We start from the raw sequence: 26,629 nt of genomic DNA, 5'->3' as shown, positions 1-26,629 counted from the left end.
CCCATGTTTGAACGGTTGATTCAATTCGCGATTGAACAGCGCATCGTCGTGATGCTCGCTGTGTTGCTCATGGCTGGGCTGGGCATTGCCAGCTACCAGAAACTGCCCATCGATGCCGTTCCCGACATCACCAACGTACAGGTGCAGATCAACACCTCGGCGCCCGGTTTCTCGCCACTGGAGACCGAGCAACGCATCACCTTCGCCATCGAAACCAACATGGCCGGCTTGCCCGGCCTGCAACAGACGCGCTCGCTGTCGCGCTCGGGTTTGTCGCAGGTCACGGTGATCTTCGAAGACGGCACTGACCTGTTCTTTGCCCGGCAACTGGTGGGCGAGCGCCTGCAGATCGCCAAGGATCAGCTACCCGAAGGCGTCGACGCCATGATGGGGCCAATTTCCACTGGCCTCGGCGAGATCTTTCTGTGGACGGTCGAAGCCCGCGACGGCGCGTTGAAAGAGGACGGCACGCCTTACACGCCGACGGATCTGCGGGTGATTCAGGACTGGATCATCAAACCGCAATTGCGCAACGTGCCAGGCGTGGCCGAGATCAACACCATCGGCGGTTTCGCCAAGCAGTATCAGATTGCCCCCGACCCGAAAAAGCTGGCCGCCTACAAGCTGACGCTGAACGATCTGGTGGCCGCGCTGGAGCGCAACAACGCCAACGTCGGCGCGGGTTACATCGAACGCGGCGGCGAGCAACTGTTGATCCGCGCACCGGGCCAGCTCGGCACGGTGGACGACATCGCCAACATCGTCATCGCCAACGTGCAGGGCACGCCGATCAGAATCAGCAGCGTGGCCGAGGTCGGCATCGGCAAGGAAATGCGCTCCGGCGCCGCGACTGAAAATGGCCGGGAAGTGGTGCTCGGCACGGTGTTCATGCTGATCGGTGAAAACAGCCGGACGGTATCGCAAGCGGTGGCCGCCAAACTCGCCGACATCAACCGCACGCTGCCTGAAGGCGTCGAAGCGGTAACCGTTTATGACCGCACCAATCTGGTCGAAAAAGCCATCGCGACGGTGAAAAAGAACCTGATCGAAGGCGCGATTCTGGTCATCGTGATTCTGTTTCTGTTCCTCGGCAACATCCGCGCAGCGTTAATTACCGCGATGGTGATTCCGCTGGCCATGCTCTTCACCTTCACCGGCATGTTCACCAACAAGGTCAGCGCCAACCTGATGAGCCTGGGCGCGCTGGACTTCGGCATCATTGTCGACGGCGCGGTGGTGATCGTCGAAAACGCCATTCGCAGGCTGGCGCATGCCCAGCAGAAGTACGGCCGCCTGTTGACCCGTTCAGAGCGTTTCCACGAGGTGTTCGCCGCTGCCCGCGAAGCCCGTCGACCGCTTATTTTCGGCCAGTTGATCATTATGGTCGTGTACCTGCCGATCTTTGCCCTCACCGGTGTGGAAGGCAAAATGTTCCACCCGATGGCCTTCACGGTAGTGATCGCCCTGCTCGGCGCGATGATCCTCTCGGTCACCTTCGTACCTGCCGCCATCGCGATGTTCGTTACCGGCAAGGTCAAGGAGGAAGAAGGCCTGGTGATGCGCACCGCTCGCCAGCGCTACGCGCCGATTCTGAGCTGAGTGCTGGGCCATCGCGCCATCGCTTTCAGCATGGCGTTCGTGGTGATCGTCTTGTCCGGATTTACCGCCAGCCGCATGGGCAGCGAGTTCATTCCAAGCCTGAGCGAAGGCGACTTTGCCTTGCAGGCGTTGCGGGTGCCGGGCACCAGCCTGACTCAATCGGTGGACATGCAGCAGCGCCTGGAAAAAGCCATCATCGAAAAAGTGCCGGAAGTGCAGCGCGTCTTCGCCCGTACCGGCACCGCCGAGATCGCCGCGGACCCGATGCCGCCCAACATTTCCGACAGCTACGTAATGCTCAAACCGCAAAGCGAATGGCCTGACCCGGACAAGTCTCGCGAAACCCTGATCGCTGACCTGCAAAAAGCCGCCGCCAGCGTGCCAGGCAGCAACTATGAGCTGTCTCAGCCGATCCAGTTGCGCTTCAACGAACTGGTTTCGGGGGTGCGCAGTGACGTCGCGGTGAAGGTGTTCGGCGACGACATGAACGTGCTGAACCAGACCGCCGCGAAGATCGCCGCCACGCTGCAAAAAGTGCCGGGCGCATCCGAGGTCAAAGTCGAGCAGACCACCGGCCTGCCGGTGCTGACCATCAATATCGATCGCGACAAGGCCGCACGTTACGGCCTCAATGTGGCCGACGTGCAGGACGCCATCGCCATTGCGCTGGGCGGTCGTCAGGCGGGCACGCTGTATGAAGGTGATCGGCGCTTCGACATGGTGGTGCGCCTGTCCGAGCAACTGCGCACTGACGTGGACGGGCTTTCCAGCCTGCTCATCCCAGTACCTGCAAATGCGGGCAGCCAGCAGATCAGCTTCATCTCGCTGTCCCAGGTCGCCAGCCTCGATCTGGTGCTCGGGCCGAACCAGATCAGCCGCGAGAACGGCAAGCGCGTGGTGATCGTCAGCGCCAACGTGCGCGGTCGTGACCTTGGCTCGTTTGTTGAAGAAGCGGGCACCACCATCGACAACGGCGTGCAGATCCCGGCAGGCTACTGGACCAACTGGGGCGGGCAGTTCGAGCAACTGCAATCCGCAGCGAAACGCCTGCAAATCGTGGTGCCGGCGGCGTTGCTGCTGGTCCTCGCGCTGCTGTTCCTGATGTTCAACAACCTGAAAGACGGCCTGCTGGTGTTCACCGGTATCCCGTTCGCGTTGACCGGCGGCGTCATGGCCCTGTGGCTACGCGACATTCCCCTGTCGATCTCCGCAGGCGTGGGCTTCATCGCCCTGTCGGGGGTCGCGGTGCTGAACGGCCTGGTGATGATTTCCTTCATCCGCAGCCTGCGCGAGGAGGGTCGCTCATTGCACGACGCCATCACCGAAGGCGCCCTCACCCGCCTGCGCCCGGTGCTGATGACCGCGCTGGTCGCCTCGCTGGGCTTCATCCCGATGGCCCTCGCCACCGGCACCGGCGCCGGCGCCGAAGTGCAACGACCGTTGGCGACAGTGGTGATCGGCGGGATTTTGTCGTCTACAGCGCTGACGTTGCTGGTGTTGCCTGCGCTGTATCAGTGGGCGCATCGGCGGGAGGAGGAGCCAGAAAAGCAGAAGTAACGTCCTCGCCAGAACAAAAAAGCGCCCCGCGGGGCGCTTTCTGCTTATTTCGACAACACGTTGAATCCGCCAAACAGTGGTGACTACAGTTCGATGCAGATGCTCTCACTCGTCGGGTAAGAACAACAGGCAAGGATATATCCTTTTTCCCGCTCTCTAGGAGGGTGTAGACAAAATCATGTAGTGAGTCGGCGCGCGAGTATTCGAGCCTCGGCCAACCAAACCCATGCCTCGCTTACCGCAAAAAGGCGATCATGATGCATGATCAGTCGCCGAGCTCTCTCATTCCAGGCATGAGTTCGCTCCACTACCCATCGCTTGGGCATGACCACAAATCCAGTCTGAACAGGCTCCACGGAAAATAGATCGCCTTGTTCAGAGTGCCATTGCCCTGTTCTTCTGTTATTCGGGCCACGGATCACTTGAACATCGATAGCGTGCAGTTGATGGGTGCGCTGTGCCCATTTTCCTGCGTACGCACTATCAACAAAAAGCGTGCTCAGTGACGGATATTTTTCCTTCGAGTACGCCACCGCATCATCCGCCGCGTCACGATCCTGCACGCTTGCAGCACTGATACTGACAGCCAGCAGCAGGCCCAATGTATCGACAATCAGACTTCGTTTACGCCCCTTCACTTTTTTGCCTGCGTCGTAGCCGCTGTCACCGCCTTGAGGAGAACTGCGGGTCGACTGTGAATCCAGGATCGCTGCTGACGGGCTGTCAGCGCGTTCTTCCCGCTCACGCCATTGAGCTCGCAAGCGATCATGCATTTGCTCGAACTTGCCTTGAGCGCTCCACCGGCGGAACGTTTTGTAGACATTGTCCCAATGAGGAAAATCGCGGGGTAGCATTCGCCATGAGCACCCCGTGCGTACGACATAGCAACAGGCTTCCAGCAACGTGCGCCGAGAGTGAAGCGGTGGCACTCCTCGTCCGCCCTGGCTTTCAAACAGGTCGGCGACCAGTGCCCACTCGGTATCTGTCAAGCAACTCGGATATAGCTGCTCCGGCAGTTGGCGGCGGTGGGTTTCATTGTAGCCATAGGCTTTATTAGGTTCAGGTGACTGAAAACTTCCCTTGGCCCGCTGCTTTACACGCGTAATCCCTGCCATTTTCAACGCTTTTGCAAAGGTGTCGGGATGCGCAGTGATACCGGTTTCGGCGAAGAATACGAGCGCCAATTCGGCCTGGCTGGAATAGGGCTGTGCATGAGCGAGTTTCACCAGCACGGGATAGTGCTCGGCGGCAATCGAGCGAGGACGTCCGGTTTTAGGCATGGCTTGAGGGCTATTCAGACAAGGGAGTGAAAGTTTAATTTATTTTGTCTACACCCTCTAGGTATCCTCTGAAAAAGCCCATTTTTTTGGAGAGGAACCGGGCTGGAGCGCCTGTATTTACTGGCTTCGACTTTTGAAGAAAAGGCTTTTTCAGACCTTCCCTAGGGGTCAACGCAAAATCGCCATCACTTCGTACCGAGCCACTTCTCAGTCTCACCCTGCAACTGCCACAAATACCGGACTTACACTGACTCTTGATCTTCAGATTACAACGATCCAGCTCGCCGAGCAGAGCAACGTCCGTGGCAACTTGATGCTGTTGATCGGTTGCGTAGACAGTGACGCTACAGGCCGCTTCACTCGTCGCAGAATTCCTCGGCTGGTCAGAGACCTGGGTGAAATTCTCGATCAGCAGTTTTGTTTCCGGGAACAGGTGACTCAGCACATCACGGTTTTCCGATACAAAACCCAGGCTTCCACAAATCACGGCAATCTCCGGAGTACCCAGTTCCGTGTAATCAGCTCGCAGCGGTCTGCCTGAGGTAAAAAGCCTGGAGTCGCTGACAAACTTTTCTTGCGTCAAAAAGATTCTTACGTCGAGCCATGCGTTCGAAAGAGACATCGCCAAAAGCTCATCCAGATAAGGGAGCTCTGCGAGTGAGGGCACCGATATAAACAGTTGAACAGTCGGTGTCGCTATTTTATTCCTGGCCCGCCTGTCCAGTTGGCGTATGAGCGCCATGGGCAACGTTATGCCAATGCCCCCTGCGAACATGGCGACCCTTTGCACACCCGCCAGGCTGTCTACCGTGATAAGGCCTCCAACGCCCGCAGAGAGTAGCAATGAATCGACAGCCACCGTTGAATGAAGCTGACTTGATATGCCTGACCTGCCGGTGTCCTTGACGGCGATCTCGACCAGATCTGCCTCAGGCCTGCCGACTATCGAATAATTACGCTGCTGAATGACGCCCTCTCGATCAGGCAGTTCCAAGATCAGATATCTACCCATGTCACATTGCTCAGCCATTTCTTTGGCGAGCACGCGCAAAGAAAATGTTCTGACCCAGGCAGTATCTTGAGTGACGCTCTCGCAACGTAGAAAACTCCTGTTTTGCATACATCACCAGCTGTAAATGGATTTTATGGCCATGCCGACGCAGGCCATAACGACTAACGGTTTTACGAGTCTGGTGCCGTTCTTCCTGACCAGGTGTGAGCCCAGGTAAACACCCGCCACCTCGCCTATCGACATGGCAAAACCGGCGACCCAGACCATTTTTCCGAGCATGATAAAAATCAGCAGCGATATCGCGTTACTGAACAAGTTCAGCACTCTGGAGTAGGCAACCGCGTGAGTCATGGCCATCCCTCCCAGCGACACCAATGCCATCAAGTAAAACGTGCCGGCTCCCGGGCCAAAGAAGCCGTCATACAGCCCGATGCACGGGATGACAGACGCGCCCAGCATTGATATAGGCATGACTGCCTTGCCGCCGACATCACTGACTTTAGGAGAGAACGCAAAATAGAAGGCCATGGCCACCAACATGATGGGCAGCGCGGTCTCCATGAAACTATTGCCCACAAAATAGACCATCAACGTGCCCAGCGTCCCGCCCAGGAGGGAGCCAAGGGTCATTTTTTTCAGCACGGCCCATTCAATTATTTTCTTGTTTAAATAGTAGTGGGTTGAGGCCAGCCCTCCCAATGTTCCCTGAAGTTTGTTGGCGGCGATGGCTTGGGCAGGTGTAAAGCCGGCAAGCAGCAACACGGGCACGGATATCAGACCGCCGCCACCGCAGATCGAATCTACAAAGCCGGCAACCGTCGCGCCGGCTATAAGAAAAAGAACAACGTAGACAGAAACCCCGACCACTTCCTGAAAATATAAAGCATCCATGATCAGTTCAACCCTATACGATCGATCAACGACTCAACAGAACCCGTATAAATACTGATTCCATTCTTCGATTGTGTATCGTGCAGCAGTTCCTTGTAATTCTGCAGCCCCGCCATCGAGAATGCTTTCTCCCATGCGCCAAGCTCATTGTCGGCAAACATGCTCACCGTTTTGGTAATAATCGCGCGAAGGTAGTCTCGTTCTTTGCGGCCCAACCCCTGAACGATGTCGGTGGCGACCAGACTGAACACGCTTGAGTGACTCCATTCGTCCATCGCGTGAGCGCTGGTGACCTCATGACAGATACGCTGGATAGAGGTGTCTTCCGACATGGTTTTCAGATAGTCCGTTATTAATGTTTCGCTGGCGCAGGCAATTCCGAATCGAGTGAGTCGTCGCTCCCATGACGCTGTGCAGGATGACAAAATATCCCGCTGCCATTTCACCAGATTGAAATCGGTGAAATCAAAGTAGTCGATGCCGCGCATTTTATAGATGTAGTTGCAGGCGGACAGTGACATCTTCGTATGCAGGGCCTCATCCAGCAGTGCTTCGGCCATTGCCTCCTGAATAATCTCCCTGTTGCTTGAACCTGAGGGCGGGGACTTGATCAGGTCTTCACACACCGGCGTCACTATATCGCATTCGATATAGATGGTTTTCATGTTGTAAATGATCCACGCATAGGACAGGCATCTGGATCGAACATGAGCGGGGGCTGCGAGCCACACTTCATGGTCTTTGAAAGGCAGAAGCGATTCGCTGCAGTCATCTTTGTTACGGTCAAACGCCAACGCGGAATAACTCAAGGGAGGGTTGTTGACGGCAGCCCTGTTTACCCACAGACCGGATAATTTCTTGAGCATAGCGCCCACATGATTATTTTCGCAAAAGCTCTGATTAAGCGACGTCACGGTTACTTCCTGTTTTCGATCTGTATTAAATATCAGTCCACGCAAACCCATGGCGCCACATAATCATGCGGCCCATTAGTTCTTCGGGAGTTCTGAAGGTCTATCGTGCTCGCAGACGCTGCAAGCAAAATTCAACGGTTCTAATCGGGTTCAAGCCGTTATGCTTGTCATGATGAAAGCACTCACCACGGCCTGATGTATTCGTCCATCAACGTAATGACACCAGGATCGATACGGGCGGTGGATCATCGAATGGATAAACGTGTCTTATCGCAGTTGAGCCAGTAAGCCGCGTAATTCAAGACAGGCATCTTCACTTAATGCCGACACCGGCAGCCGCGGATCGCCGACCTCCAGCCCGGTCATACGAAGGCCCGCCTTGATGGTCGCGGGCAATCCGCCTTTGAGTATGAAGTCCAGCAATGGCAGCTGTTTGTAAAATAGCTCGCGGGCGCGATCTAACTCATTATCGAGAATCGCCCGATAAAGCGCTCCATTCAAGTCGGCTATCAGGTTGGGTGCCGCAGTGCACCAGCCTACAGCACCCGCTGCGAACGCTTCCAGCGCCAGCGGATTGCAGCCATTATAAAATGGCACCCGGCCTTCTCCGAGAAGGTGCAATTTGTGCATCCGTTGAATATCACCCGTGCTCTCTTTGACCATAGTGACATTTTCGACGGTATTGAAAATCCGCAGAATAAGCTCCACAGACATGTCGGTACCGCTGACAGCCGGGTTGTTATACAGCATGATTGGCAAACTTATGGCGTCACCAATACGTTGATAGTGCTGCAGGATTTCTTGCTCGCTCAGCTTCCAATATGACACTGGGAGCACCATGACGGCATCCGCGCCACTCGCTTCGGCAAAGCGCGCCCGGCGTACAGCGTTCGCACTGGTCAAGTCCGAAACGCTGACGATGACAGGCACGCGTTTGGCCACATGAGAAATACTGAATTCAGTGACTTGCTCCCATTCCCTGTCACTCAGGTAAGCACCCTCGCCGGTGCTGCCCAATGGTGCAATTGCATGGACGCCGCCGCTGATCAGGCGATCAATCGAGCGGCCAAGCGCATCGAGCTCAACCCCCTCTCCACTCGAGGTAAAGGGGGTAATGGTGTAACCGATGATTCCATTTATGGAAGGGGTAGCCATGATGTATCTCCAGTAAAGCAAACGGATTGGTTCAGCTCAGGCAGCCGGCATGTCGACGCAGTATTTGCCGCGCATAGTAATTAAACGCTGCGCTGTGACGCTTGGGCCTGGAAATCCAATCGTGAGCCTCCTGACCTAATCCCGGCTGGATGGGCTTGATGTCGCCTGCTGCGCTGGACAGCAATTGCAGCTTGGCGGCGCGCTCGATCAGCAGTGCGATAACGCAGGCTTCCTCAATTGTTCTTCCTGTAGACAACTGGCCGTGATGGGCCAGCAAAATCGCACGCTTCTCGCCGAGCGCGCGGGTGATGAGTTCCCCTTCCTCATTGCCTACCGGTATACCGGGCCAGTGTTCCAGAAACGCGCAATCGTCGTAAAGCGGACACATATCCATGTGTGACACGACCAGAGGCCGTTCGAGCATTGAGAGTGCCGCGATATGGATCGGATGGGTATGGATTATGCATTTCACATCGGTACGCGTGCGATATACCCAACTGTGGAAACGGTTGGCGGGGTTAGGCATCCCATAACCTTCAAGGACTTCAAGATCCTCATTGACCAGAAGCAGATTGCCTGCGGTTATTTCGTCGAAGCCCAGACCCAACTGTTGGGTGTAGTACGTCCCAGGCTCTGGCCCACGGGTCGTAATCTGCCCCGAGAGGCCAGAATCGTGACCGTTTTCGTAAAGAATCCGGCACGCCAATGCCAGCTTCTGCCGCTCGGTCCACGTATTGTCAGCGAGGTTGCTTTGCATCTCTGCAAGCGCCTGCTTGACAAGCTGATCCTTTGGTAATGCTAATGTCTTGGCCATGTCCGTCCTTAGAAGCCATCCTGAAGTACGCCGCCGACGGTGCCACCAGCAGCACGAGTGGTGACCGGGTAGAATACATATGACACAAGAGACAATATATGACACTTTGTGTCACGATCAAGTGGAATTTTTCTCTTTACGGAAATGATTGATGTCTATCCGACTGAAAATATTAAGAAAACGGCTGGGGATGACCCTTGAGGTACTTGCCGAAAAAACGGGCATCACCAAGAGCTACCTGTCTAAAGTGGAGAGAGGGTTGAACACGCCGTCGATTGCAGCAGCTTTAAAGCTCGCGGCGGCCTTCAACGTGAGTGTCGAAGAGCTTTTTACTGAAGGAACGCCCTCGCAAGCCAGCTACAGCCTGGTCAGAAGCAACCAGCGCCAATCACTGTCGTCTGACAGTCACAAGGCCGAGTATGCTGTATTGGCCTACCGAGTCGCAGACCTTACCCTGTTGCCCTTCATCATTTTCCCTCCCGCGACCTTCGGCGATTCGGCATTCAAAGAGCACCTGGGTGAGGAGTTTTTGTTTGTCCACGAGGGTGAAGTCGAGGTGGACTTCATGAATGAGCGAGTGATCCTCCATTGCGGCGATGCGTTGCATTTCAATGCACAAAAACCGCATCGGATCCGTTCAGTCGGGGAGAAGCAGGCGCAGTTGCTGGTCGTTATCCATCATGATGAAAAGTGAATCGAGCATCATCCGGGGTTTTTACCAAGGCCCTCCTCCACCCCAAAACTGCGCCAGCACGGCCCAAAGACCACGTCGGCGCAGCATGTTCACTCGCTCAGATCAGCCGTTCAATGCCTGCGATCAATGATGTAAAGCATTTTGCCTCGCTCCGAGACGGCATAGTCTCTGGCATCTTTGCGCAGAACCACTACGCTGCCCTGATCTTTCTGATACGCCTCGTTGATATCCGGAATGTCAGCGATGGCTGTTTCGATTCTGGCGCGTTCATTTTCGTCGACTTCGGAGGCCTGAACGAAAACGGTCACCAGCTCTTTGCGCTCTTCGGTCACTGACAGATGGACCTGAATTTCCAAGGAGCGGCCCAGTGTCTGTTTGATCGCCTGCTGGATGATGCCCAGGCCGATGAGGTTGCCCATGAAGTTGAAGCTCATGTCCTCCCTCTGGATATCCGTCAGGTAGAGCTTGTCGTCTTTCATTGAAAGCGTCGCAGTGTCACCGAGGCGATACCTGAGCAGTGGGGTGAAGTTCTCACGAGTCAGCGAGGTGATGAGGATGCTGTCGCCTTCTTTCTCAATGAAGTATTTGTTGGACAGAAACTCGTATTCGGTGTGGCACGGGCTGTTGGTGAAGCCCAGGATTCCGCCCTCGGAGCTGCCATAAACGCCAACGATGGAGATCTGCTCGCCGAAGGCTTCCCTGATTATTTTCTTCTGGAAGGTTTTCAGGCCCTCGCCATTGAAGACGACCTTTTCGATGTCGATATGCACACCGTGCCGCTGCATGGCATCGATGAACTGCAGGATGGTCGATGGCACGCCGAGCAGTACGTTGAGCTTGATCGAGTTGAGAGCTTCGAAATGGCTCTTGGTCAGCAGCGTGATGTCCCCCACCGACACGACATGAGCACCGCAATTACCGGCCATCATGGTGGTTATGTTATTCAGCGCAGAAAACAGGTTAATGGTGAACAGATTGGCACAGCGATCACCGGGCTGAATGAAGCCGTTGCTGCGAAAGACGTTAGAGCGTGAACTGTCTTCGTCGACTTCGCAGTCGTAGTAGTAATAACAGCGCTTGAGATTGCCGCTGGTGCCACTGGTAAAGCCGATCAGGCAGTTTCGCTCGTTGCGCTCCAGACAGCGTTCGGTCTGCGCTGCGAAGCCTTCCTTGTCCATGATCGGTACATGTGTTCTGAAATCTTGGTAGGTGAATCCTTCAAAATCGTTGTTCTGGTGGGTTTTAGCGGCTGTGTTGGAAATTCTGCTCCATTCTTTTTCTACGTCGTAGGCAGTCATGCGAGTTCTCTATAGTCCATTTTTTTGATTATCTGTACGAATTACCCACCCCTCAGCCGTGACTGACGGGCGGAACGTGGGCTATGAGTTGCACCAATGGTGAGATCAGTTCCTTATTCCAATAACCTCACTGCTCAACACTTTTTTCATGACCCGATACGCCAGCCAGCAGGCACAAAACGCCACTATGGTATTGCCCAACAATTGTCCGAGCATTACCCCGACACTGCCGAAGGCTTGCGCGCCATACCACACGAACGGCACCGTGCCCAAGCTGGCACGCAGCCAGCCGAACAGCGTGACATAAACTGGTCGACCGACGCTGATGAAGATGGATGTGGCAATGAACTGGAGCCCGATCAAGGTCCAGAAAAGGCCGCCCCACCGGCAGAACGCGGAGAAAACCGCTAGTCCTTCGCCAGAAACATAGAAAAGTCTGGCCAAAGGCTCAGCCAACAGAATCAGCAGCAGCGACGTGGCTGCCCCGTAGCAGATCAACAGCCCGTAGGTCGTTTTTACGGCTTGCGAAACACGGGCGGTGTTCATGGCGCCGAGGTTTTGCCCCAGTATCGGGATCAGCGCACCGGGCAGGGCGAACACCACGCAAAACGCAACTTGAATGACCCGATCGATCGCTCCGATAGCCGCCAGCGCCTGGGATCCGAACGGCGCCATTGCGGCCATTACATAGGCCATGCCCACCGGCGTCGCCAAATTTCCGACGACCGCAGGTATGGCTGTTCGGCCGATGTCAATGATGTCCCCTGACAGGTACGTCAGGCTGACTTGACAGGTCAGACGGGCCACTCGATGGACGTAATAAAAACCCAGAAATGCCGACACCAGGCTCGATATCAAGTAGGCGATCCCGGCACCGACCAGGCCCAGATCGAACACGACGATAAGCAGCGGATCCGCAATGGCGACGGCGGCAGTCGAGATCAGCAGTATGCACATCGCCTGTTTACCGAAACCTGCGCTGCGCAGGATCTGCACGCATAACAGTTCGACGGCTACCAGCACCGAGGCTGGAAGGGTCAGCCACAGATACTCACGCGCCGCGGTGAAACTATCGCCCTCGCCGCCCAGCATACGGATGGCTGGATCAAGCACTATCAGCTCAAGCGCAGCGCCACATACGGCGGCGATGATGCCCAGCAGTAAGCCACTGCTGGCGAGTCGTCTGGCTTGATCCGGTACGCCGCTGCCCAGGCTTCTCGACACGGCGGTGGAGACAGCCACGGCGATGCCGAGAATCATCGAGATGAGGAAAAACATCAGGGTTTTGGCCACCGCGAAGGCGGCCAGCAAACTGTCGTCACGCAGCATCGCGATGTAGACCACCGTCAGCACTTCGATCAGAAAGATCGATAACAGGCTGGTCGCACTGGTGCCGGTCATGAACACGACATGCCGCAACACCGAGCCCTCGGTGAAGACTGCTTTGGTAACCGCCATTGACCCTTCTCTTCCAGTTGAGCGATGAGCAACGGCAGTGCATCAACCCCGCTCTTGAGCGCTCACTGAGTGACCCAAACACCATTGCAGTTCCAGAACGCGCGCGAACCTGGCCATCGCACTACGAAAAAGCGCCCCGAACAGACTGTGTGAAAACCTAGCAATCTGCGCAGCGCTCAAAGAAAATGCTCCGTATCGAAAGATACAGAGCATTTTTCGTTATGGCCTACATCCAAGGTGAGTCCCGCAGCCAGACCAGCCTATTCCCGGTCTCGCTGGAAGAGTTGATCCCCGAGGATCACCTCGTTCGTGTCATTGACCTGTACGTTGCCAGGCTCGATCTGGTGCAACTGGGCTTCGATAAAGCGATTCCAAAAAGCACGGGGCGCCCTGCTTATGATCCCGCCGATCAGCTAAAACTCTACCTCTACGGCTATTTTCAGCGGATTCGCTCATCGCGACGTCTTGAAGCCGAGTGTCAGCGCAACATCGAAGTGATGTGGCTGATCAACCGGCTCAAGCCCGACTTCAAGACCATCGCCGATTTTCGCAAGAACAATAAACCCGCCTTCATCGCGACCTGCCGTGCTTTCGTTCGGTTTTGTCGCACGGCAGGCTTGATCGCCGGTGAGTTGGTGGCCATCGACGGCAGCAAGTTTCAGGCGGTCGCATCCTCACGGCGTCATGTGAATTTGAAGCAGCTCAAGCGCCAGGAAGAAAAACTGGATAAGCGCATCGCTCAGTATCTGGCCGAGCTGGATGAGGCCGACAAGGCTGAAACCACAGATTCAATTGATCGCAGCGCAATCAAGGTAGCCCTGGCACAGCTTGAGGCTCGACAACAGGATAATCAGAGTTGCCAGGCACTGATGCGTTCGATGGGCATCGAGCAGTTCAACACCCATGAAAGCGATGCCCGAATGATGCGCACGGCCAAAGGGCCACGTGTGGCCTACAACGTGCAAACCGTCGTGGACGCCGAGCATTGCCTGATTTTGCATCATGAGGTCACCCAAGATGGCGATGACCGAAAGCAACTGGAGCCGATGGCCAAGGCCGCCAAAGCAGAGTTACAGCAAGATGATCTGACGGTCACTGCCGATGCCGGCTACTCCAATGGCAAGCAGTTTCAGGCCTGCGAGGATGCTTCGATTACGGCCTATGTACCGCCCAATCGTTCGAAAAACCCTGGCAGTCAGGAAGAGCAGCTCTTTGAGCGAAAAGACTTTATCTATGAGACCGGACACGATCGTTTCCAGTGTCCGGCAGGCAAATGGTTAACGCTAAAACAGCACAACAAAGGTGATCGGATCTATCAGGCTGAGGTCGATGACTGCGCCAACTGCGCGCTGAAAACGCAATGCACTCGAGCCCGGCGCCGTTATGTCTCACGACATGCCCATGAAGAGGCTTTCGAGCGGATGGAGCAAAGAATGCAGGCGCATCCTGAGATGATGGCCAACCGAAGATCCATCGTTGAGCACCCCTTCGGCAACCTCAAGCAATGGCTATTTGGTAATGGCCGTTTCTTGCTGCGACAACTGGAGGGTACAAAAGCTGAAATGGCCTTGGCGGTGAATGCCTATAACCTGAAACGAGCGATTAAAGTGCTCGGTGTGCGCCATCTGATGGCTTTGATGGGCTGAGCGGACATTTTTTTCGTCTGCTGCCAATACAAAAAAAACGCCCCGAACAAGTCGGGGCGTTTGCTTGGGCCTTCATCAGTGTGTTTTCACACAGTCTGCGAAGGACGCTTTGACTGATGCTGTCGCAATAGCGTGGTGACGCTCAGCGTCACAAATCTGCGTCGGGCGCCTATTCAAGATCGGACGCGGAGCGTCCAGAACGGCATGCGACGCAGAGCGTCGCACGATAGTTGGGATTATCGCTCCTCACGCTGGAGCGTGGGTGAGCAATAGCTACGTGGACATTTGCGGGAATAAAAAAAAGCGTCCCGAAGGACGCTTAAAGATTCGCCCCGACCAAAGGAGCTGGGAGCTGCCAAAGGGCGAATGGGGTGCCGCGAGTGGCGCATCAAAGGCATCAGCCTTCAGACTTGGTTGTCTGCTCGGCCTTCTTGTCGTCTGAGTTGACGTACCGCTCGGCCTTCTGGCTGTTCTGCTCCTTGAAGCGCAGCTCTTGTGCCAGGCGCATCTTGTCAGCGGCTATGCTTGCGTACTCGTTACCGTCGTCGGCGAAGGCTGCAGTGGCGGACAAGGCAGCTACGGCGAAGACCATCGACTTGATCAGTTTCATCATCATTACCTCTTGGTTGAAAAGGAGTGCCTGAGAAGCTCGTTGCTCGTCAGGGATGAAACAAGCTTACGCCCGGGCAACTAACAGGAAGGTGAGCAGACAATGACAATACTGTTAGAAAACTGACATCTGGAAGATTGCTGATTTGTAATGTTTCAGCCACTTTCTGGTTAGCGTGCACTTGGTAGATTCAAGTCACCTTCAAACGGAGACAAAAGAAATGCGCACTGCCAAATCGATGTTGCTTGCCCTGGTTATCCTTTCGCCCTTGAGTGCTTTCGCTTACACGACTGATGAAGTCAGGGCGACAACGGTCATCAAGGAACACCAGGCCAGCGTACAGAAATACGCCGCTATCCATAACAAGCCGATGCCTGAGATCAAGGAGTACAAATACGGAATGAAGCTCGACGTCGCCAAAGTCATTCGCAAGTCCCCGGACCTGCAATCGTGTGCGGTGATGCCCAAGCTGATGACCTACGAGGACTCTAAAGGCAAGCTGAACACCGTGCAATATCAGGTCCTCGGCGGGTGCAGAAACAGCCAATGATTCTGAACCTGCCAGGGAGGCCACCCAGCGTTAAATCCCCCATCAGCCCGGACCATCCTCCGGGCTGATTTTTTGCGTTCTCGCCCGCTGAACACACCCTCTGAAACCCGCCTCACCGCTTATTCCCGCCTTATTTGCAACATCACCGGCTTTGCGTGGTCAACGCAGACCCTGCTGTGTCGTATCGCCATGTGTCTGCATGCCCCTCCGGTCCATCAAACACAGGCTCGGTTACGGTGATCGAGAAACTGCAATTACGGATTTGGAATGACCGATGCTTGAACTCGCTGCTGGTTTTATCTGCCTCACTGCACTGCTGACCTACGTGAACTATCGTTTTATCGGTCTGCCTCCCACCATCGGTGTGATGGTGACCGCGCTGATGTTCTCGTTGCTGCTGCAAGGCCTGAGCTTCCTGGGCTATCCCGGCCTGGAAGATCGCGTCCAGCAATTGATCGGCCAAATCGATTTCGGCGACCTGCTGATGAACTGGATGCTGTCCTTCCTGCTGTTCGCAGGCGCGTTGCACGTCAACCTTGGCGACCTGAGGAACTACCGCTGGCCCATCGGCCTGCTGGCAACGTTTGGTGTGCTGATTGCAACCACCGTCATTGGCGCGCTGGCGTACTGGATTTTTGCCTTGTTCGGCTGGCACGTCAGCCCGCTGTACTGCCTGCTGTTCGGCGCGCTGATCTCGCCCACCGACCCGATTGCGGTGCTCGGCGTGCTGCGGACCGCCAATGCGTCCAAGCCTCTGAAGACCACCATCGTCGGTGAGTCGCTGTTCAATGACGGCACGGCGGTCGTGGTGTTCACCGTGTTGCTGGGCATTGCGCAACTGGGCGAGACGCCCACGGTCGGCGAAACCGCGCTGCTGTTTGTCCACGAAGCGGTCGGCGGCGTGCTGTTCGGCGGCCTGATCGGCTACGCCGTGTACCTGATGATCAAGAGCATCGAGCAATATCAGATCGAAGTCATGCTGACTCTGGCACTGGTGATCGGCGGTTCGGCGATGGCTTCTGAACTGCACGTTTCCGGTCCTATTGCGATGGTCGTGGCCGGGCTGATCATCGGTAACCTGGGGCGCAATCTGGCCATGAACGACATGACCCGTCGTTACATGGACGGCTTCTGGGAGTTGCTGGATGACATGCTCAACGCGTTGCTGTTCGCGCTGATCGGCATGGAGCTGTTGCTGCTGCCGTTCTCGTGGCAGCACTTGATTGCCGCCAGTCTGCTGGCCGTGGCGATTCTGCTGTCGCGCTTCGTCACCGTGGCCCCGGCCATCCTGCTGCTGCGTCGCTGGCGCAAGGTGCCGCACGGCACGATCCGCATTCTGACCTGGGGCGGCTTGCGCCGCGGCGTCTCGGTAGCACTGGCGCTGGCCTTGCCCACCGGCCCGGAACGCGATCTGCTGCTGAGCATCACCTACATCGTGGTGTTGCTGTCGATCCTCTTGCAGGGCCTGACCATCGGCAAGCTGGTGAATGCCGTCACCCGCGCTCCGCAGGCCAAGGACGACCCGCACTGATTCAGGTGGTTGCAGCGGCGCGCCGATACTCGGTGGGCGTCTGCTGCATCTCCACGCGAAAGTGCCGGTTGGAGTTGGACAGGTTGGCGTAACCGACTTCAAAGCAGATGTCTGACACTGACATCTCGCTGTGCAGCAGCAACCGGCACGCGCGCTGAATCCGTAACTTGCGCATCAGGTCGATGAAGCAATGACCGGTGGTGCGTTTGAAGAAGCGTGAAAACCCCGGATCGCTCATGTCCAGCTGTCGGGCAATCACCGACAGGCGAATATCGCTGGTCAATTCCGTGAGCAGATAATCGAACGCCTTGTTGATCCGCTCAGCGCTGCGTGCATCGAGGGTCGGTGCATACCAGGCACTGGCCAGCAGCCGAGCTTCCTGCGCAGGCGCTTTCATCAGCGTATTGACCAGTTGCAGGAACAGAATCAGCCGCTCCAGCCCTTGCGCCGGGCCGATTGCTTCCAGCAGGCGGGCGGCGTGCACCGCTGTCTCGCCCGTGAACTCCAGCCCGCGACGTGCCTGCTCGAACAGCCGCTGCAAGTCGCCCATCTCCGGCAATGTATTGCGTAACGCCAGCAGCGCTGCACCATCGAACTGCAACACCACATCCCGCCCGGCCAAGTACTCGCCGAGGGCCAGATCGCCGATCCAGTCATGCGGCAGATCCGGACCGATCAACGCCACATGACCGGCCGCGAACTCACCGATGTAATCGCCAGCTACCAGCTTGCCACTGCCTCGGCGAATCAGATGAATTTCGAATTCAGGATGGTGGTTCCTGCGCGCCAATGCGTAGGGATAGTCGTGCTCATACCAGCGAAAGCAGTGGTCGGGCTGTGGAAGGATGACCTCGAGCTCGGCGGGACGCTGCTCGAACAAGGCCGCTCGACTGTCAGGCACTGGATGCCCCTTTTATCGTTATGAATGCGCTATGGACGCTTCAACATACGCCCTTGCGCTCGGCCAGGGCTAGCTCGTGCGCAAATCGACACTGATACTTTTTTGCTTTCAGACCACCGGACGCCGCCCGGTTAAAAAAGTATCAGCGCGGTGTTTCTGCTGCGTTTGTTAGGCGCTGCACAGACTGCTGTAATCGGGACGTCCACCAAGGCCGCTCAGCCATGGTCAACAACAAAAACAATAGCTCCCGCCCGCATGGCGCGGAGTGGAGAGCACTACGATGAAGATCCGCAAAGCGCTTATCCTGTCCGCAGGCGTGTCCGTCGCTCTTGTCAGCCTGTCCGGTCAGGCCGCCGACACCGTCACCATTGCCACGGTGAACAACGGTGACATGATCCGCATGCAGCGCCTGTCGAAAATCTTTGAACAGCAACATCCCGACATCAAGCTCAACTGGGTGGTGCTGGAAGAAAACGTTTTGCGCCAGCGCCTGACCACCGACATTGCCACCCAAGGTGGCCAGTTCGACGTGTTGACCATCGGCACGTATGAAACACCATTGTGGGGCACGAAAAAATGGCTGGAGCCGATCACCGGTCTTGCGCCGGAATACGACCTGGAAGACATCTTTCCCTCGGTGCGTCAGGGCCTGTCGGTCAAAGACACCCTCTACGCCCTGCCCTTTTATGGCGAAAGCACGATCACGTACTACCGCACCGATCTGTTCAAGCAGGCCGGCTTGAGCATGCCCGAGCGTCCGACCTGGACACAGTTGGGCGAGTTCGCGGCAAAGCTGCATCAGCCTTACAAGGGTATTTACGGCATGTGCCTGCGCGGCAAGGCCGGTTGGGGTGAGAACATCGCGCTGCTCAGCACCATCGCCAACGCGTTCGGCGCGCGCTGGTTCGATGAGCAATGGAAACCCGAGCTGACCAGCCCGGAATGGACCAACGCCGCGAATTTCTACGTCAATACGCTCAAAAACTACGGCCCGCCGGGCGTGTCGAGCAACGGTTTCAACGAAACCCTCGCGCTGTTCAACAGCGGTAAATGCGCGCTGTGGGTGGACGCCAGCGTGGCCGGTTCCTTCACTACCGACAAGGAACAAAGCAAAGTGGTCGACAGCGTCGGCTTCGCGCCTGCGCCGGTTGAAGTGACCGACAAGGGCTCGTCATGGCTTTACGCCTGGTCGCGACCACCTCGAAGCACAAGGAGGCCGCCAAAGCGTTCATCACCTGGGCAACGTCCAAGGACTATATCGATCTGGTCGCCAAGACGGATGGCATCACTCACGTACCACCTGGCACCCGCACGTCTACCTACAGCGAGGCTTACCTCAAGGCCGCGCCGTTCGCCAGCGTCACCTTGCAGATGATGCAACATGCCGATCCCGCGCAGCCTTCGGCCAAGCCGGTGCCTTACGTCGGCATCCAGTACGTGACCATTCCCGAGTTTCAGGCCATCGGTACGTCGGTCGGCAAGCTGTTCTCCGCCGCCGTGACCGGGCAGACCAGCACTGAACAGGCGCTCGCTGCCGCACAGGCTGTCACCGAACGCGAGATGAAACGTGCCGGTTATCCGAAATGAACCCGGCAGCCCTCAATTGTATTGGACGGACGACACCCCATGAAACGACTTGAAGGTAAAAGTGCGCTGATCACCGGATCAGCGCGGGGCATCGGGCGGTCTTTCGCCCAGACCTATATTCGCGAAGGGGCCCGCGTGGCCATTGCCGACATCAATCTGCAGCGCGCGCAAGCCACAGCATCGGAACTGGGCCCGAACACCTACGCCGTAAGAATGGACGTCACGGATCAAGCGTCCATCGATCAGGCCATCGCAGCAGTCGTAACGCAGACCGGCAAGCTGGATATCCTGATCAACAACGCTGCGCTGTTCGACCTGGCACCTATTGTCGATATCACCCGCGACAGCTACGAGCGGCTGTTTTCGATCAATGTCGCGGGCACGCTGTTCACCTTGCAAGCGGCGGCGAGGCAGATGATTGCCCAAGGCCACGTCGGCAAGATCATCAACATGGCCAGCCAGGCGGGACGCCGGGGCGAAGCGCTGGTGGCGGTGTATTGCGCGACCAAAGCTGCGGTGATCAGCCTGACGCAATCGGCCGGCCTGGACCTCATCCGGCACGGCATCAATGTGAATGCCATCGCACCGGGCGTGGTCGATGGCGAGCACTGGGACGGCGTCGATGCAATGTTCGCCCGTTATGAAAACCGGCCGCTGGGCGAGAAGAAAAAGCTGGTGGGCGAACAGGTGCCGTACGGGCGCATGGGCACGGCGGATGACCTGACCGGCATGGCGATTTTCCTGGCCTCCAGCGACAGCGAATACGTGGTGGCGCAGACCTATAACGTCGATGGTGGCAACTGGATGAGCTGAACATTGATTGCTGCAAGATGAGCCGGAGCACGCAAAAAGGCCAGGCGCTACTTCCATTGCCGAGGCGATTGGCTAAGATGCGCGGACCGCCTGCTGTCTTGCGCGGCCCATCAAGGAGCACGAATGTCCACTGAAGAGGAGATCGCCATTTCTGGCGGTACACCTATGATTCCCGATCAGCGCCGAGAGCTGATGCTGCGTCAGTTGCGCAAGCATCAAGTGCTCAGCGTTCATCAGTTGATGGAGATGTTCGACTGCTCGCACATGACCATCCGCCGCGACATCGCCGTACTGGAGCAGGAAGGCCGGGCCTACTCGGTGACCGGTGGTGTACGCATCGCCAGCCAGGTGCACAGCGAGCCCAGCCATCAATCGAAAGCGGTGGTCGAGCTGCCGCACAAGCAAGGCATGGCGCGCCTGGCAGCCGGTTTGCTGCACCCGGACATGACGATTTATCTGGACGCAGGCACCAGCACGCTGGAAATCGTGCCGCACATAATTGCGCTGTCCGGCATGACCGTGGTGACCAATGATTTCGGCGTGGTCAACGCACTGGCCGACGCGGCGCATGTGGACGTGATTCACACCGGTGGGCTGCTCGATCACCCGAACCGCTCCAGCGTCGGCGGCCTGGCTGCGGCCACCCTGCGCCAGCTGGCAACCGACGTGGCGTTCATGTCGACCAGTTCGTGGGACCTGCAACGCGGCACCACCACACCTTCGGCGCTGAAGGTCGAGGTCAAGCAGGCCGCGATGCAGTCCGCCTCACAGACCGTATTGATCGCTACCAGCTCCAAATACGGCACCTTCGGCATGTACAAGGTGGCCGGGCTGGATCAATTCGACACCATCATCACCGACGCAGCGCTGGCCGAAGCCGCCGCCGACGGCATCCGCAAGCAGCGCATCGAGTTGCTGCTGGCGCCTGTGGGCGGCCGTTCGAAGTAGCTTGCCACCCAGCTGGCCACTGCCAGCGGCCACAAAATGCAGGCGTAAAAAAACCCGGTCTCGCGACCGGGTTTTTTGTGTCTAGCCGACTAACTGATGACTCAGTTGCCCGACTTCTTGGCAGCGCGAGTACGTTCGCTTTCGCCAAGGATTTTCTTACGCAGGCGGATCGACTTTGGCGTCACTTCGCAGAGTTCGTCTTCTTGTACGAATTCCAGCGCTTGTTCCAGAGTGAAACGGATAGGCGGAACCAGAGCGATGGTTTCGTCTTTACCGGAAGCACGCATGTTGTCGAGCTTCTTGCCTTTAGTCGGGTTTACACCCAGGTCGTTGTCGCGGCTGTTGATGCCGACGATCTGACCTTCGTACACGTCTTCGCCATGACCCAGGAACAGCTTGCCACGGGCTTGCAGTGTTTCCAGGGAGTAGGTCAGCGCCTTGCCGGTCGCAACCGAAACCAGAACACCGTTCTGACGGCCGGACATGTCGCCAGACTTCATCACGTCGTAACGGTCGAAGATGCTGGTCAGAATGCCTGCACCGGAAGTCAGGGTCAGGAACTCGTTACGGAAACCGATCAGGCCACGTGCCGGGATGTTGTACTCAAGGCGCACACGGCCCTTGCCATCCGGAACCATGTTGGTCAGGTCGCCTTTACGGTTACCCATTTGCTCCATGATCGCGCCCTGCGCTTCTTCAGGCAGGTCGATGGTGACGTTTTCGTACGGTTCGTGCTTGACGCCGTCAACCATGCGGATGATCACTTCAGGACGACCGACACCCATTTCGAAGCCTTCGCGACGCATGGTTTCGATCAGTACCGAGAGGTGCAGCTCACCACGGCCGGAGACTTTGAACTTGTCGGCGGTGTCGCCTTCTTCAACGCGCAGTGCAACGTTGTACAGCAGTTCCTTGTCCAGACGTTCCTTGATGTTACGGCTGGTAACGAACTTGCCTTCCTTGCCGCAGAACGGCGAATCGTTAACCTGGAAGGTCATCGAAACAGTCGGCTCGTCGACGGTCAGCGGCTTCATCGCTTCAACGTTCAGCGGGTCGCACAGGGTGTCGGAGATGAACAGCTGGTCGAAGCCGCTGATGCAGACGATGTCGCCGGCAGCTGCTTCTTCAACGTCGATGCGATGCAGACCGTGGTGACCCATCAGTTTCAGGATACGGCCGTTACGCTTCTTGCCGTTGACGTCGATGGCAACCACTGGCGTGTTCGGCTTGACGCGACCACGCGCGATACGGCCAACACCGATGACGCCCAGGAAGCTGTTGTAGTCCAGTGCCGAGATCTGCATCTGGAACGGACCGTCACGGTCAACCTGCGGAGCAGGGACGTGATCGACAATCGCCTGGTACAGCGGGGTCATGTCTTCAGCCATGTCGGTGTGTTCCAGACCGGCAATGCCGTTCAGGGCCGAGGCGTAGACGACCTTGAAGTCCAGCTGCTCTTCGGTGGCACCCAGGTTGTCGAACAGGTCGAAGATCTGGTCCAGAACCCAGTCCGGACGCGCGCCTGGACGGTCAACCTTGTTGATGACCACGATTGGACGCAGGCCGGCTTCGAAAGCCTTCTTGGTCACGAAACGGGTTTGCGGCATAGGGCCGTCCTGGGCATCGACCAGCAGCAGTACGGAGTCGACCATCGACATCACGCGCTCTACTTCACCACCGAAGTCGGCGTGGCCCGGGGTGTCCACGATGTTGATGTGGTAGCCATTCCAGTTGATCGCGGTGTTCTTCGCGAGAATGGTAATACCGCGCTCTTTTTCCTGGTCGTTGGAGTCCATCACGCGCTCATCGTTGAGCTCGCCGCGCTCCAGAGTGCCGGATTGACGCAGGAGTTTGTCTACCAGGGTGGTCTTACCATGGTCAACGTGAGCAATGATGGCGATGTTACGTAGATTTTCGATCACTTGTGTATCTCGATCAGAGGATTCGGTCTGCTGACTGTTTAAGGACAGCGATTACTATTTCGAGTCGGCAAAAGCCGTTACGGCATGACGACTGGTGTCGGGGGGCCGGTGACGCAAGCCACAGGCAAACAGCCCCGGGCACTTAGCTCGGTCGATAAACGCGCACATTGGCATGCCCCTCACTGAGCAAATGGTGAGCATGCAGGCGACTCATGACGCCTTTGTCGCAATACAGCAGGTACTGGCGCGTGTCATCCAGTGCCTTGAAGCGGCTATTCAATGCGTAGAACGGCAACGTCTGTATCTCCACGCCGGGCACTTGCAACGGCTGGTCTTCCTGGGCATCCGGGTGACGGATGTCGATGATGACCTGGCCGGCCAGCGCCTGGCTGACTTCTTCAATGTCGACATTGCGGCTCAGATCGTCGATCACCCGATCGATCGAAACCAGCCTGGCGCGTTCGAGCGCTTGCTCGAGAATCGCCATGTCGAACTGCTTCTCTTCGTACTCAACGCGATTACGCTTGGCGTTGGTCTTGGGGTTGACCGAAATCACCCCGCAATACTCAGGCATGTGCCGGGCAAAATCGGCGGTGCCGATTTCAGTCGCCAGGTCCACGATGTCCTGCTTGTGGGTTGCAACCAGCGGTCGCAACACCAGCTTGTCAGTCGCCGCGTCGATCAGCGACAGGTTCGGCAGCGTCTGGCTGGCAACCTGTGAAATCGCTTCGCCAGTGACCAGCACGTCGATTTCGAGACGATCAGCCACCGCGGATGCAGCGCGTAACATCATACGCTTCAAAACTACACCCATATGACTGTTATCGACTTTCTGCAGAATTTCTCCGAGAACTTCCTCGAACGGTACGCTGACGAACAGCACGCGCTGCGAACTGCCGTACTTCTTCCAGATGAAATGCGCGACTTCCATCACGCCCAGCTCATGGGCTCGGCCGCCCAGATTGAAGAAACAGAAGTGCGCCATCAGGCCGCGGCGCATGATCTGGTAGGCCGCAACGGTCGAATCGAAACCGCCGGACATCAATACCAGAGTCTGCTCCAGCGCACCCAGCGGGTAGCCGCCCATGCCCTTATGCTGGTCGTGAACCACAAACAACCGTTGGTCGCGAATTTCCATCCGCACCACCAGATCGGGCTTTTTCAGCTCGATTCCGGCCGCGCCGCATTGCATGCGCAGCTTGCTGCCGACGTATTTCTCGACATCCATGGAGCTGAAATCGTGGCGACCGGCGCGCTTGCAACGCACCGAAAACATCTTGCCCGGCAGCAGGTCGGCATAGTGCAGTTTGCACTTGGCAACGATGTCGTCCAGGTCACCCAGCGGGTACTCGGCCACTTGCAGAAAGTTGGCGATGCCCGGCATGCAGCTCAACCGATCCCTGATGCCCTGCAGCACTTTGGGGTCGGTCTGGCGGGTCTCGACCTCAAGATTGTCCCATACACCACCCACGACAATGTCCGCGTCCAGTTCCCGGAGCACGGTACGAATGTTCTTGCCCAACTGCCGGATGAACTTCTTGCGAACCGGCGGGCTCTTGATGGTGATTTCTGGGAAAACTTTAACGATTAGTTTCATGGAAACGGAGCGTGAGGTGCCGACCAAAAAAGGGGGGCGCGGATTATAGCGGAAATTGCTCAAGGTTTAACCAGTTATCGTACACGCAATCAACGACGCACCAAAAAGAGTCGGCGCACCAAATTGAAGCGCCATAAAGGTGCGTGTTTTTCCCGCGCGGTGCGTTTTCGCCCCCTGAAAACCTGCGCTTGAGGCAAAAAACCCAACACGGGGCACTGGCATGCAAATTGCTCCCTTGTGAGGCAGGTTGCCTTGGCAGAATATTCGCGCCGGCATCACCCAAATTCAAGGGACCACACCTATATCAAGGCGGTCTCTAGCCACCCGGAGGACACCATGTCGAAGTCGGTTCAACTCATCAAAGATCATGACGTTAAGTGGATTGATCTGCGCTTCACGGACACTAAAGGTACGCAGCACCACGTGACCATGCCAGCTCGCGATGCGCTGGAAGACGACTTCTTCGAAGTCGGCAAGATGTTCGACGGTTCCTCCATTTCTGGCTGGAAAGGCATCGAAGCCTCCGACATGATCCTGCTGCCGGACGACGAAACCGCTGTTCTGGATCCGTTCACCGAAGAGCCAACCCTTATCCTGGTGTGCGACATCATCGAACCGTCGACCATGCAAGGTTACGATCGTGACCCACGCGCTATCGCTCGTCGCGCCGAGGAATACCTGAAGTCCACCGGTATCGGTGACACCGTATTCGCAGGCCCGGAGCCAGAGTTCTTCATCTTCGACGAAGTGAAATTTAAATCCGACATCTCCGGTTCGATGTTCAAGATCTACTCTGAACAAGGTTCGTGGATGTCCGATCAGGACGTGGAAGGCGGCAACAAAGGCCACCGCCCAGGCATCAAAGGTGGTTACTTCCCGGTTCCGCCGTTTGACCACGACCACGAAATCCGTACCGCCATGTGCAACGCTCTGGAAGAAATGGGCCAGACCGTTGAAGTTCACCACCACGAAGTGGCGACCGCTGGCCAGAACGAAATCGGCGTGAAATTCAACACGCTGGTCAAGAAGGCTGACGAAGTTCAGACCCTGAAGTACTGCGTACACAACGTTGCCGATGCTTACGGCCGTACCGCTACCTTCATGCCGAAGCCACTGTACGGTGACAACGGTTCGGGTATGCACGTGCACATGTCCATCGCCAAAGATGGCAAGAACACTTTCGCAGGTGAAGGCTACGCCGGTCTGTCCGACCTCGCGCTGTACTTCATCGGCGGCATCATCAAGCACGGCAAGGCACTGAACGGTTTCACCAACCCTTCGACCAACTCATACAAGCGTCTGGTTCCAGGTTTCGAAGCCCCGGTCATGCTGGCCTACTCGGCACGTAACCGCTCCGCATCGATCCGTATTCCTTACGTCAACAGCCCACGCGGCCGTCGTATCGAAGCACGTTTCCCGGATCCATCAGCCAACCCGTATCTGGCGTTCGCTGCCCTGTTGATGGCTGGCCTGGACGGCATCCAGAACAAGATCCACCCTGGCGACGCAGCTGACAAAAACCTGTATGACCTGCCGCCTGAAGAGGCCAAAGAGATTCCACAAGTTTGCGGCAGCCTGAAAGAAGCGCTGGAAGAACTGGACAAGGGCCGTGCGTTCCTGACCAAAGGCGGCGTGTTCAGCGACGACTTCATCGACGCTTACATCGCACTGAAAAGCGAAGAAGAAATCCGCGTTCGCACTTTCGTGCACCCACTGGAATACGAGCTGTACTACAGCTGCTGATCCAGCCGCGCCATCGTTGATGGCGTGACAACAGGCCTCCTTCGCAGACTGTGTGAAAACCTAGCAATCTGCGCAGCGCTCAAAGAAAATGCTCCGTATCGAAAGATAC

General features: G+C 56.8%; 19 protein-coding genes and 2 pseudogenes. 9 read left to right on the top strand and 12 right to left on the bottom strand.

Translation table 11 applies throughout. The annotated features are described in order from the left end of the window. Positions 1-3 precede the first annotated feature (3 nt). A pseudogene (locus BLT55_RS23365) lies at positions 4-3,156 on the top strand (CusA/CzcA family heavy metal efflux RND transporter). Positions 3,157-3,332: 176 nt separating this feature from the next. Here BLT55_RS23365 and BLT55_RS23360 read toward each other — a convergent pair. From BLT55_RS23360 to BLT55_RS23335, 6 genes are all read right to left on the bottom strand, one after another. Then, complete coding sequence (locus BLT55_RS23360) at positions 3,333-4,436, bottom strand: IS5-like element ISPsy19 family transposase (protein ID WP_004663854.1); 1,104 nt, start codon at positions 4,434-4,436, stop codon at positions 3,333-3,335. Between the two features lie 34 nt (positions 4,437-4,470). Next, on the bottom strand, positions 4,471-5,556 hold the full coding sequence (locus BLT55_RS23355; RefSeq protein ID WP_244159010.1) for a 2Fe-2S iron-sulfur cluster-binding protein: 1,086 nt from the start codon (positions 5,554-5,556) through the stop codon (positions 4,471-4,473). 3 nt (positions 5,557-5,559) lie between these two features. Next, positions 5,560-6,339 carry a TSUP family transporter gene (locus tag BLT55_RS23350; protein ID WP_055000793.1) on the bottom strand — a complete coding sequence of 260 codons (780 nt, stop codon included), beginning with the start codon at positions 6,337-6,339 and terminating at the stop codon, positions 5,560-5,562. Positions 6,340-6,341: 2 nt separating this feature from the next. Next, on the bottom strand, positions 6,342-7,253 hold the full coding sequence (locus tag BLT55_RS23345; RefSeq protein WP_223862826.1) for a diiron oxygenase: 912 nt from the start codon (positions 7,251-7,253) through the stop codon (positions 6,342-6,344). A gap of 267 nt (positions 7,254-7,520) precedes the next feature. Beyond that, positions 7,521-8,408: a dihydrodipicolinate synthase family protein gene (locus BLT55_RS23340; protein ID WP_055000791.1), complete on the bottom strand. Its 888-nt coding sequence runs from the start codon at positions 8,406-8,408 to the stop codon at positions 7,521-7,523. A 31-nt stretch (positions 8,409-8,439) separates the two neighbouring features. Continuing rightward, entirely contained in the window at positions 8,440-9,222 is a 783-nt protein-coding gene (locus BLT55_RS23335) for an aldolase (protein WP_055000790.1), read from the bottom strand. A 151-nt stretch (positions 9,223-9,373) separates the two neighbouring features. On the opposite strand from BLT55_RS23335, the gene BLT55_RS23330 reads away from it, so the two are divergent. Then, a complete protein-coding gene (locus BLT55_RS23330) occupies positions 9,374-9,916 on the top strand; it encodes a helix-turn-helix domain-containing protein (RefSeq protein WP_055000789.1) in 543 nt (180 codons plus the stop codon). Between the two features lie 110 nt (positions 9,917-10,026). Here the strand turns inward: BLT55_RS23330 and BLT55_RS23325 are convergent, their stop codons facing one another. Together BLT55_RS23325 and BLT55_RS23320 are read right to left on the bottom strand one after the other, a co-directional pair. After that, positions 10,027-11,214 (bottom strand): phenylacetate--CoA ligase family protein, encoded by a 1,188-nt coding sequence (locus BLT55_RS23325; RefSeq protein WP_055000788.1) that lies wholly within the window; start codon positions 11,212-11,214, stop codon positions 10,027-10,029. 105 nt (positions 11,215-11,319) lie between these two features. Then, the gene (locus tag BLT55_RS23320; RefSeq protein WP_055000787.1) at positions 11,320-12,672 is read right to left on the bottom strand and encodes an MATE family efflux transporter; all 1,353 of its coding nucleotides are present in this window, start codon (positions 12,670-12,672) and stop codon (positions 11,320-11,322) included. Positions 12,673-12,893: 221 nt separating this feature from the next. On the opposite strand from BLT55_RS23320, the gene BLT55_RS23315 reads away from it, so the two are divergent. Beyond that, entirely contained in the window at positions 12,894-14,318 is a 1,425-nt protein-coding gene (locus BLT55_RS23315; protein ID WP_055001182.1) for an IS1182-like element ISPsy6 family transposase, read from the top strand. A 397-nt stretch (positions 14,319-14,715) separates the two neighbouring features. On the opposite strand, the gene BLT55_RS33565 is transcribed toward BLT55_RS23315, so the two are convergent. Further along, positions 14,716-14,934, bottom strand: a complete 219-nt coding sequence (locus tag BLT55_RS33565; protein ID WP_007252784.1) for a hypothetical protein — start codon at positions 14,932-14,934, stop codon at positions 14,716-14,718. Between the two features lie 214 nt (positions 14,935-15,148). Between BLT55_RS33565 and BLT55_RS23305 the strand changes: the two genes are divergently transcribed. Both BLT55_RS23305 and BLT55_RS23300 read left to right on the top strand, forming a co-directional pair. Further along, the gene (locus tag BLT55_RS23305; RefSeq protein WP_007252783.1) at positions 15,149-15,478 is read left to right on the top strand and encodes a DUF2790 domain-containing protein; all 330 of its coding nucleotides are present in this window, start codon (positions 15,149-15,151) and stop codon (positions 15,476-15,478) included. Positions 15,479-15,752: 274 nt separating this feature from the next. Further along, entirely contained in the window at positions 15,753-17,009 is a 1,257-nt protein-coding gene (locus BLT55_RS23300; protein ID WP_055000942.1) for a cation:proton antiporter, read from the top strand. 1 nt (position 17,010) lies between these two features. Here BLT55_RS23300 and BLT55_RS23295 read toward each other — a convergent pair whose 3' ends face one another. Continuing rightward, entirely contained in the window at positions 17,011-17,910 is a 900-nt protein-coding gene (locus BLT55_RS23295; RefSeq protein ID WP_055000941.1) for an AraC family transcriptional regulator, read from the bottom strand. A gap of 280 nt (positions 17,911-18,190) precedes the next feature. On the opposite strand from BLT55_RS23295, the pseudogene BLT55_RS23290 reads away from it, so the two are divergent. The 3 genes and pseudogenes from BLT55_RS23290 to BLT55_RS23280 all read left to right on the top strand — a co-directional run bounded on the left by BLT55_RS23290 (position 18,191) and on the right by BLT55_RS23280 (position 21,258). Continuing rightward, positions 18,191-19,497: pseudogene (locus BLT55_RS23290) on the top strand (ABC transporter substrate-binding protein). A 39-nt stretch (positions 19,498-19,536) separates the two neighbouring features. Continuing rightward, on the top strand, positions 19,537-20,310 hold the full coding sequence (locus BLT55_RS23285) for an L-iditol 2-dehydrogenase (protein WP_055000940.1): 774 nt from the start codon (positions 19,537-19,539) through the stop codon (positions 20,308-20,310). Positions 20,311-20,433: 123 nt separating this feature from the next. Next, positions 20,434-21,258: a DeoR/GlpR family DNA-binding transcription regulator gene (locus BLT55_RS23280; RefSeq protein WP_054079881.1), complete on the top strand. Its 825-nt coding sequence runs from the start codon at positions 20,434-20,436 to the stop codon at positions 21,256-21,258. Positions 21,259-21,359: 101 nt separating this feature from the next. Here the strand turns inward: BLT55_RS23280 and typA are convergent, their stop codons facing one another. Then, a complete protein-coding gene (typA, locus tag BLT55_RS23275) occupies positions 21,360-23,180 on the bottom strand; it encodes a translational GTPase TypA (protein WP_055000939.1) in 1,821 nt (606 codons plus the stop codon). 142 nt (positions 23,181-23,322) lie between these two features. Next, a complete protein-coding gene (thiI, locus tag BLT55_RS23270; protein WP_055000943.1) occupies positions 23,323-24,777 on the bottom strand; it encodes a tRNA uracil 4-sulfurtransferase ThiI in 1,455 nt (484 codons plus the stop codon). Between the two features lie 336 nt (positions 24,778-25,113). Between thiI and glnA the strand changes: the two genes are divergently transcribed. Beyond that, a complete protein-coding gene (gene glnA / locus BLT55_RS23260; protein WP_007252775.1) occupies positions 25,114-26,520 on the top strand; it encodes a type I glutamate--ammonia ligase in 1,407 nt (468 codons plus the stop codon). Positions 26,521-26,629 lie beyond the last annotated feature (109 nt).

The organism is Pseudomonas cannabina (genome assembly GCF_900100365.1).
GTDB lineage: Bacteria > Pseudomonadota > Gammaproteobacteria > Pseudomonadales > Pseudomonadaceae > Aquipseudomonas > Aquipseudomonas cannabina.
This window is presented reverse-complemented; position numbering and strand designations above follow the sequence as displayed.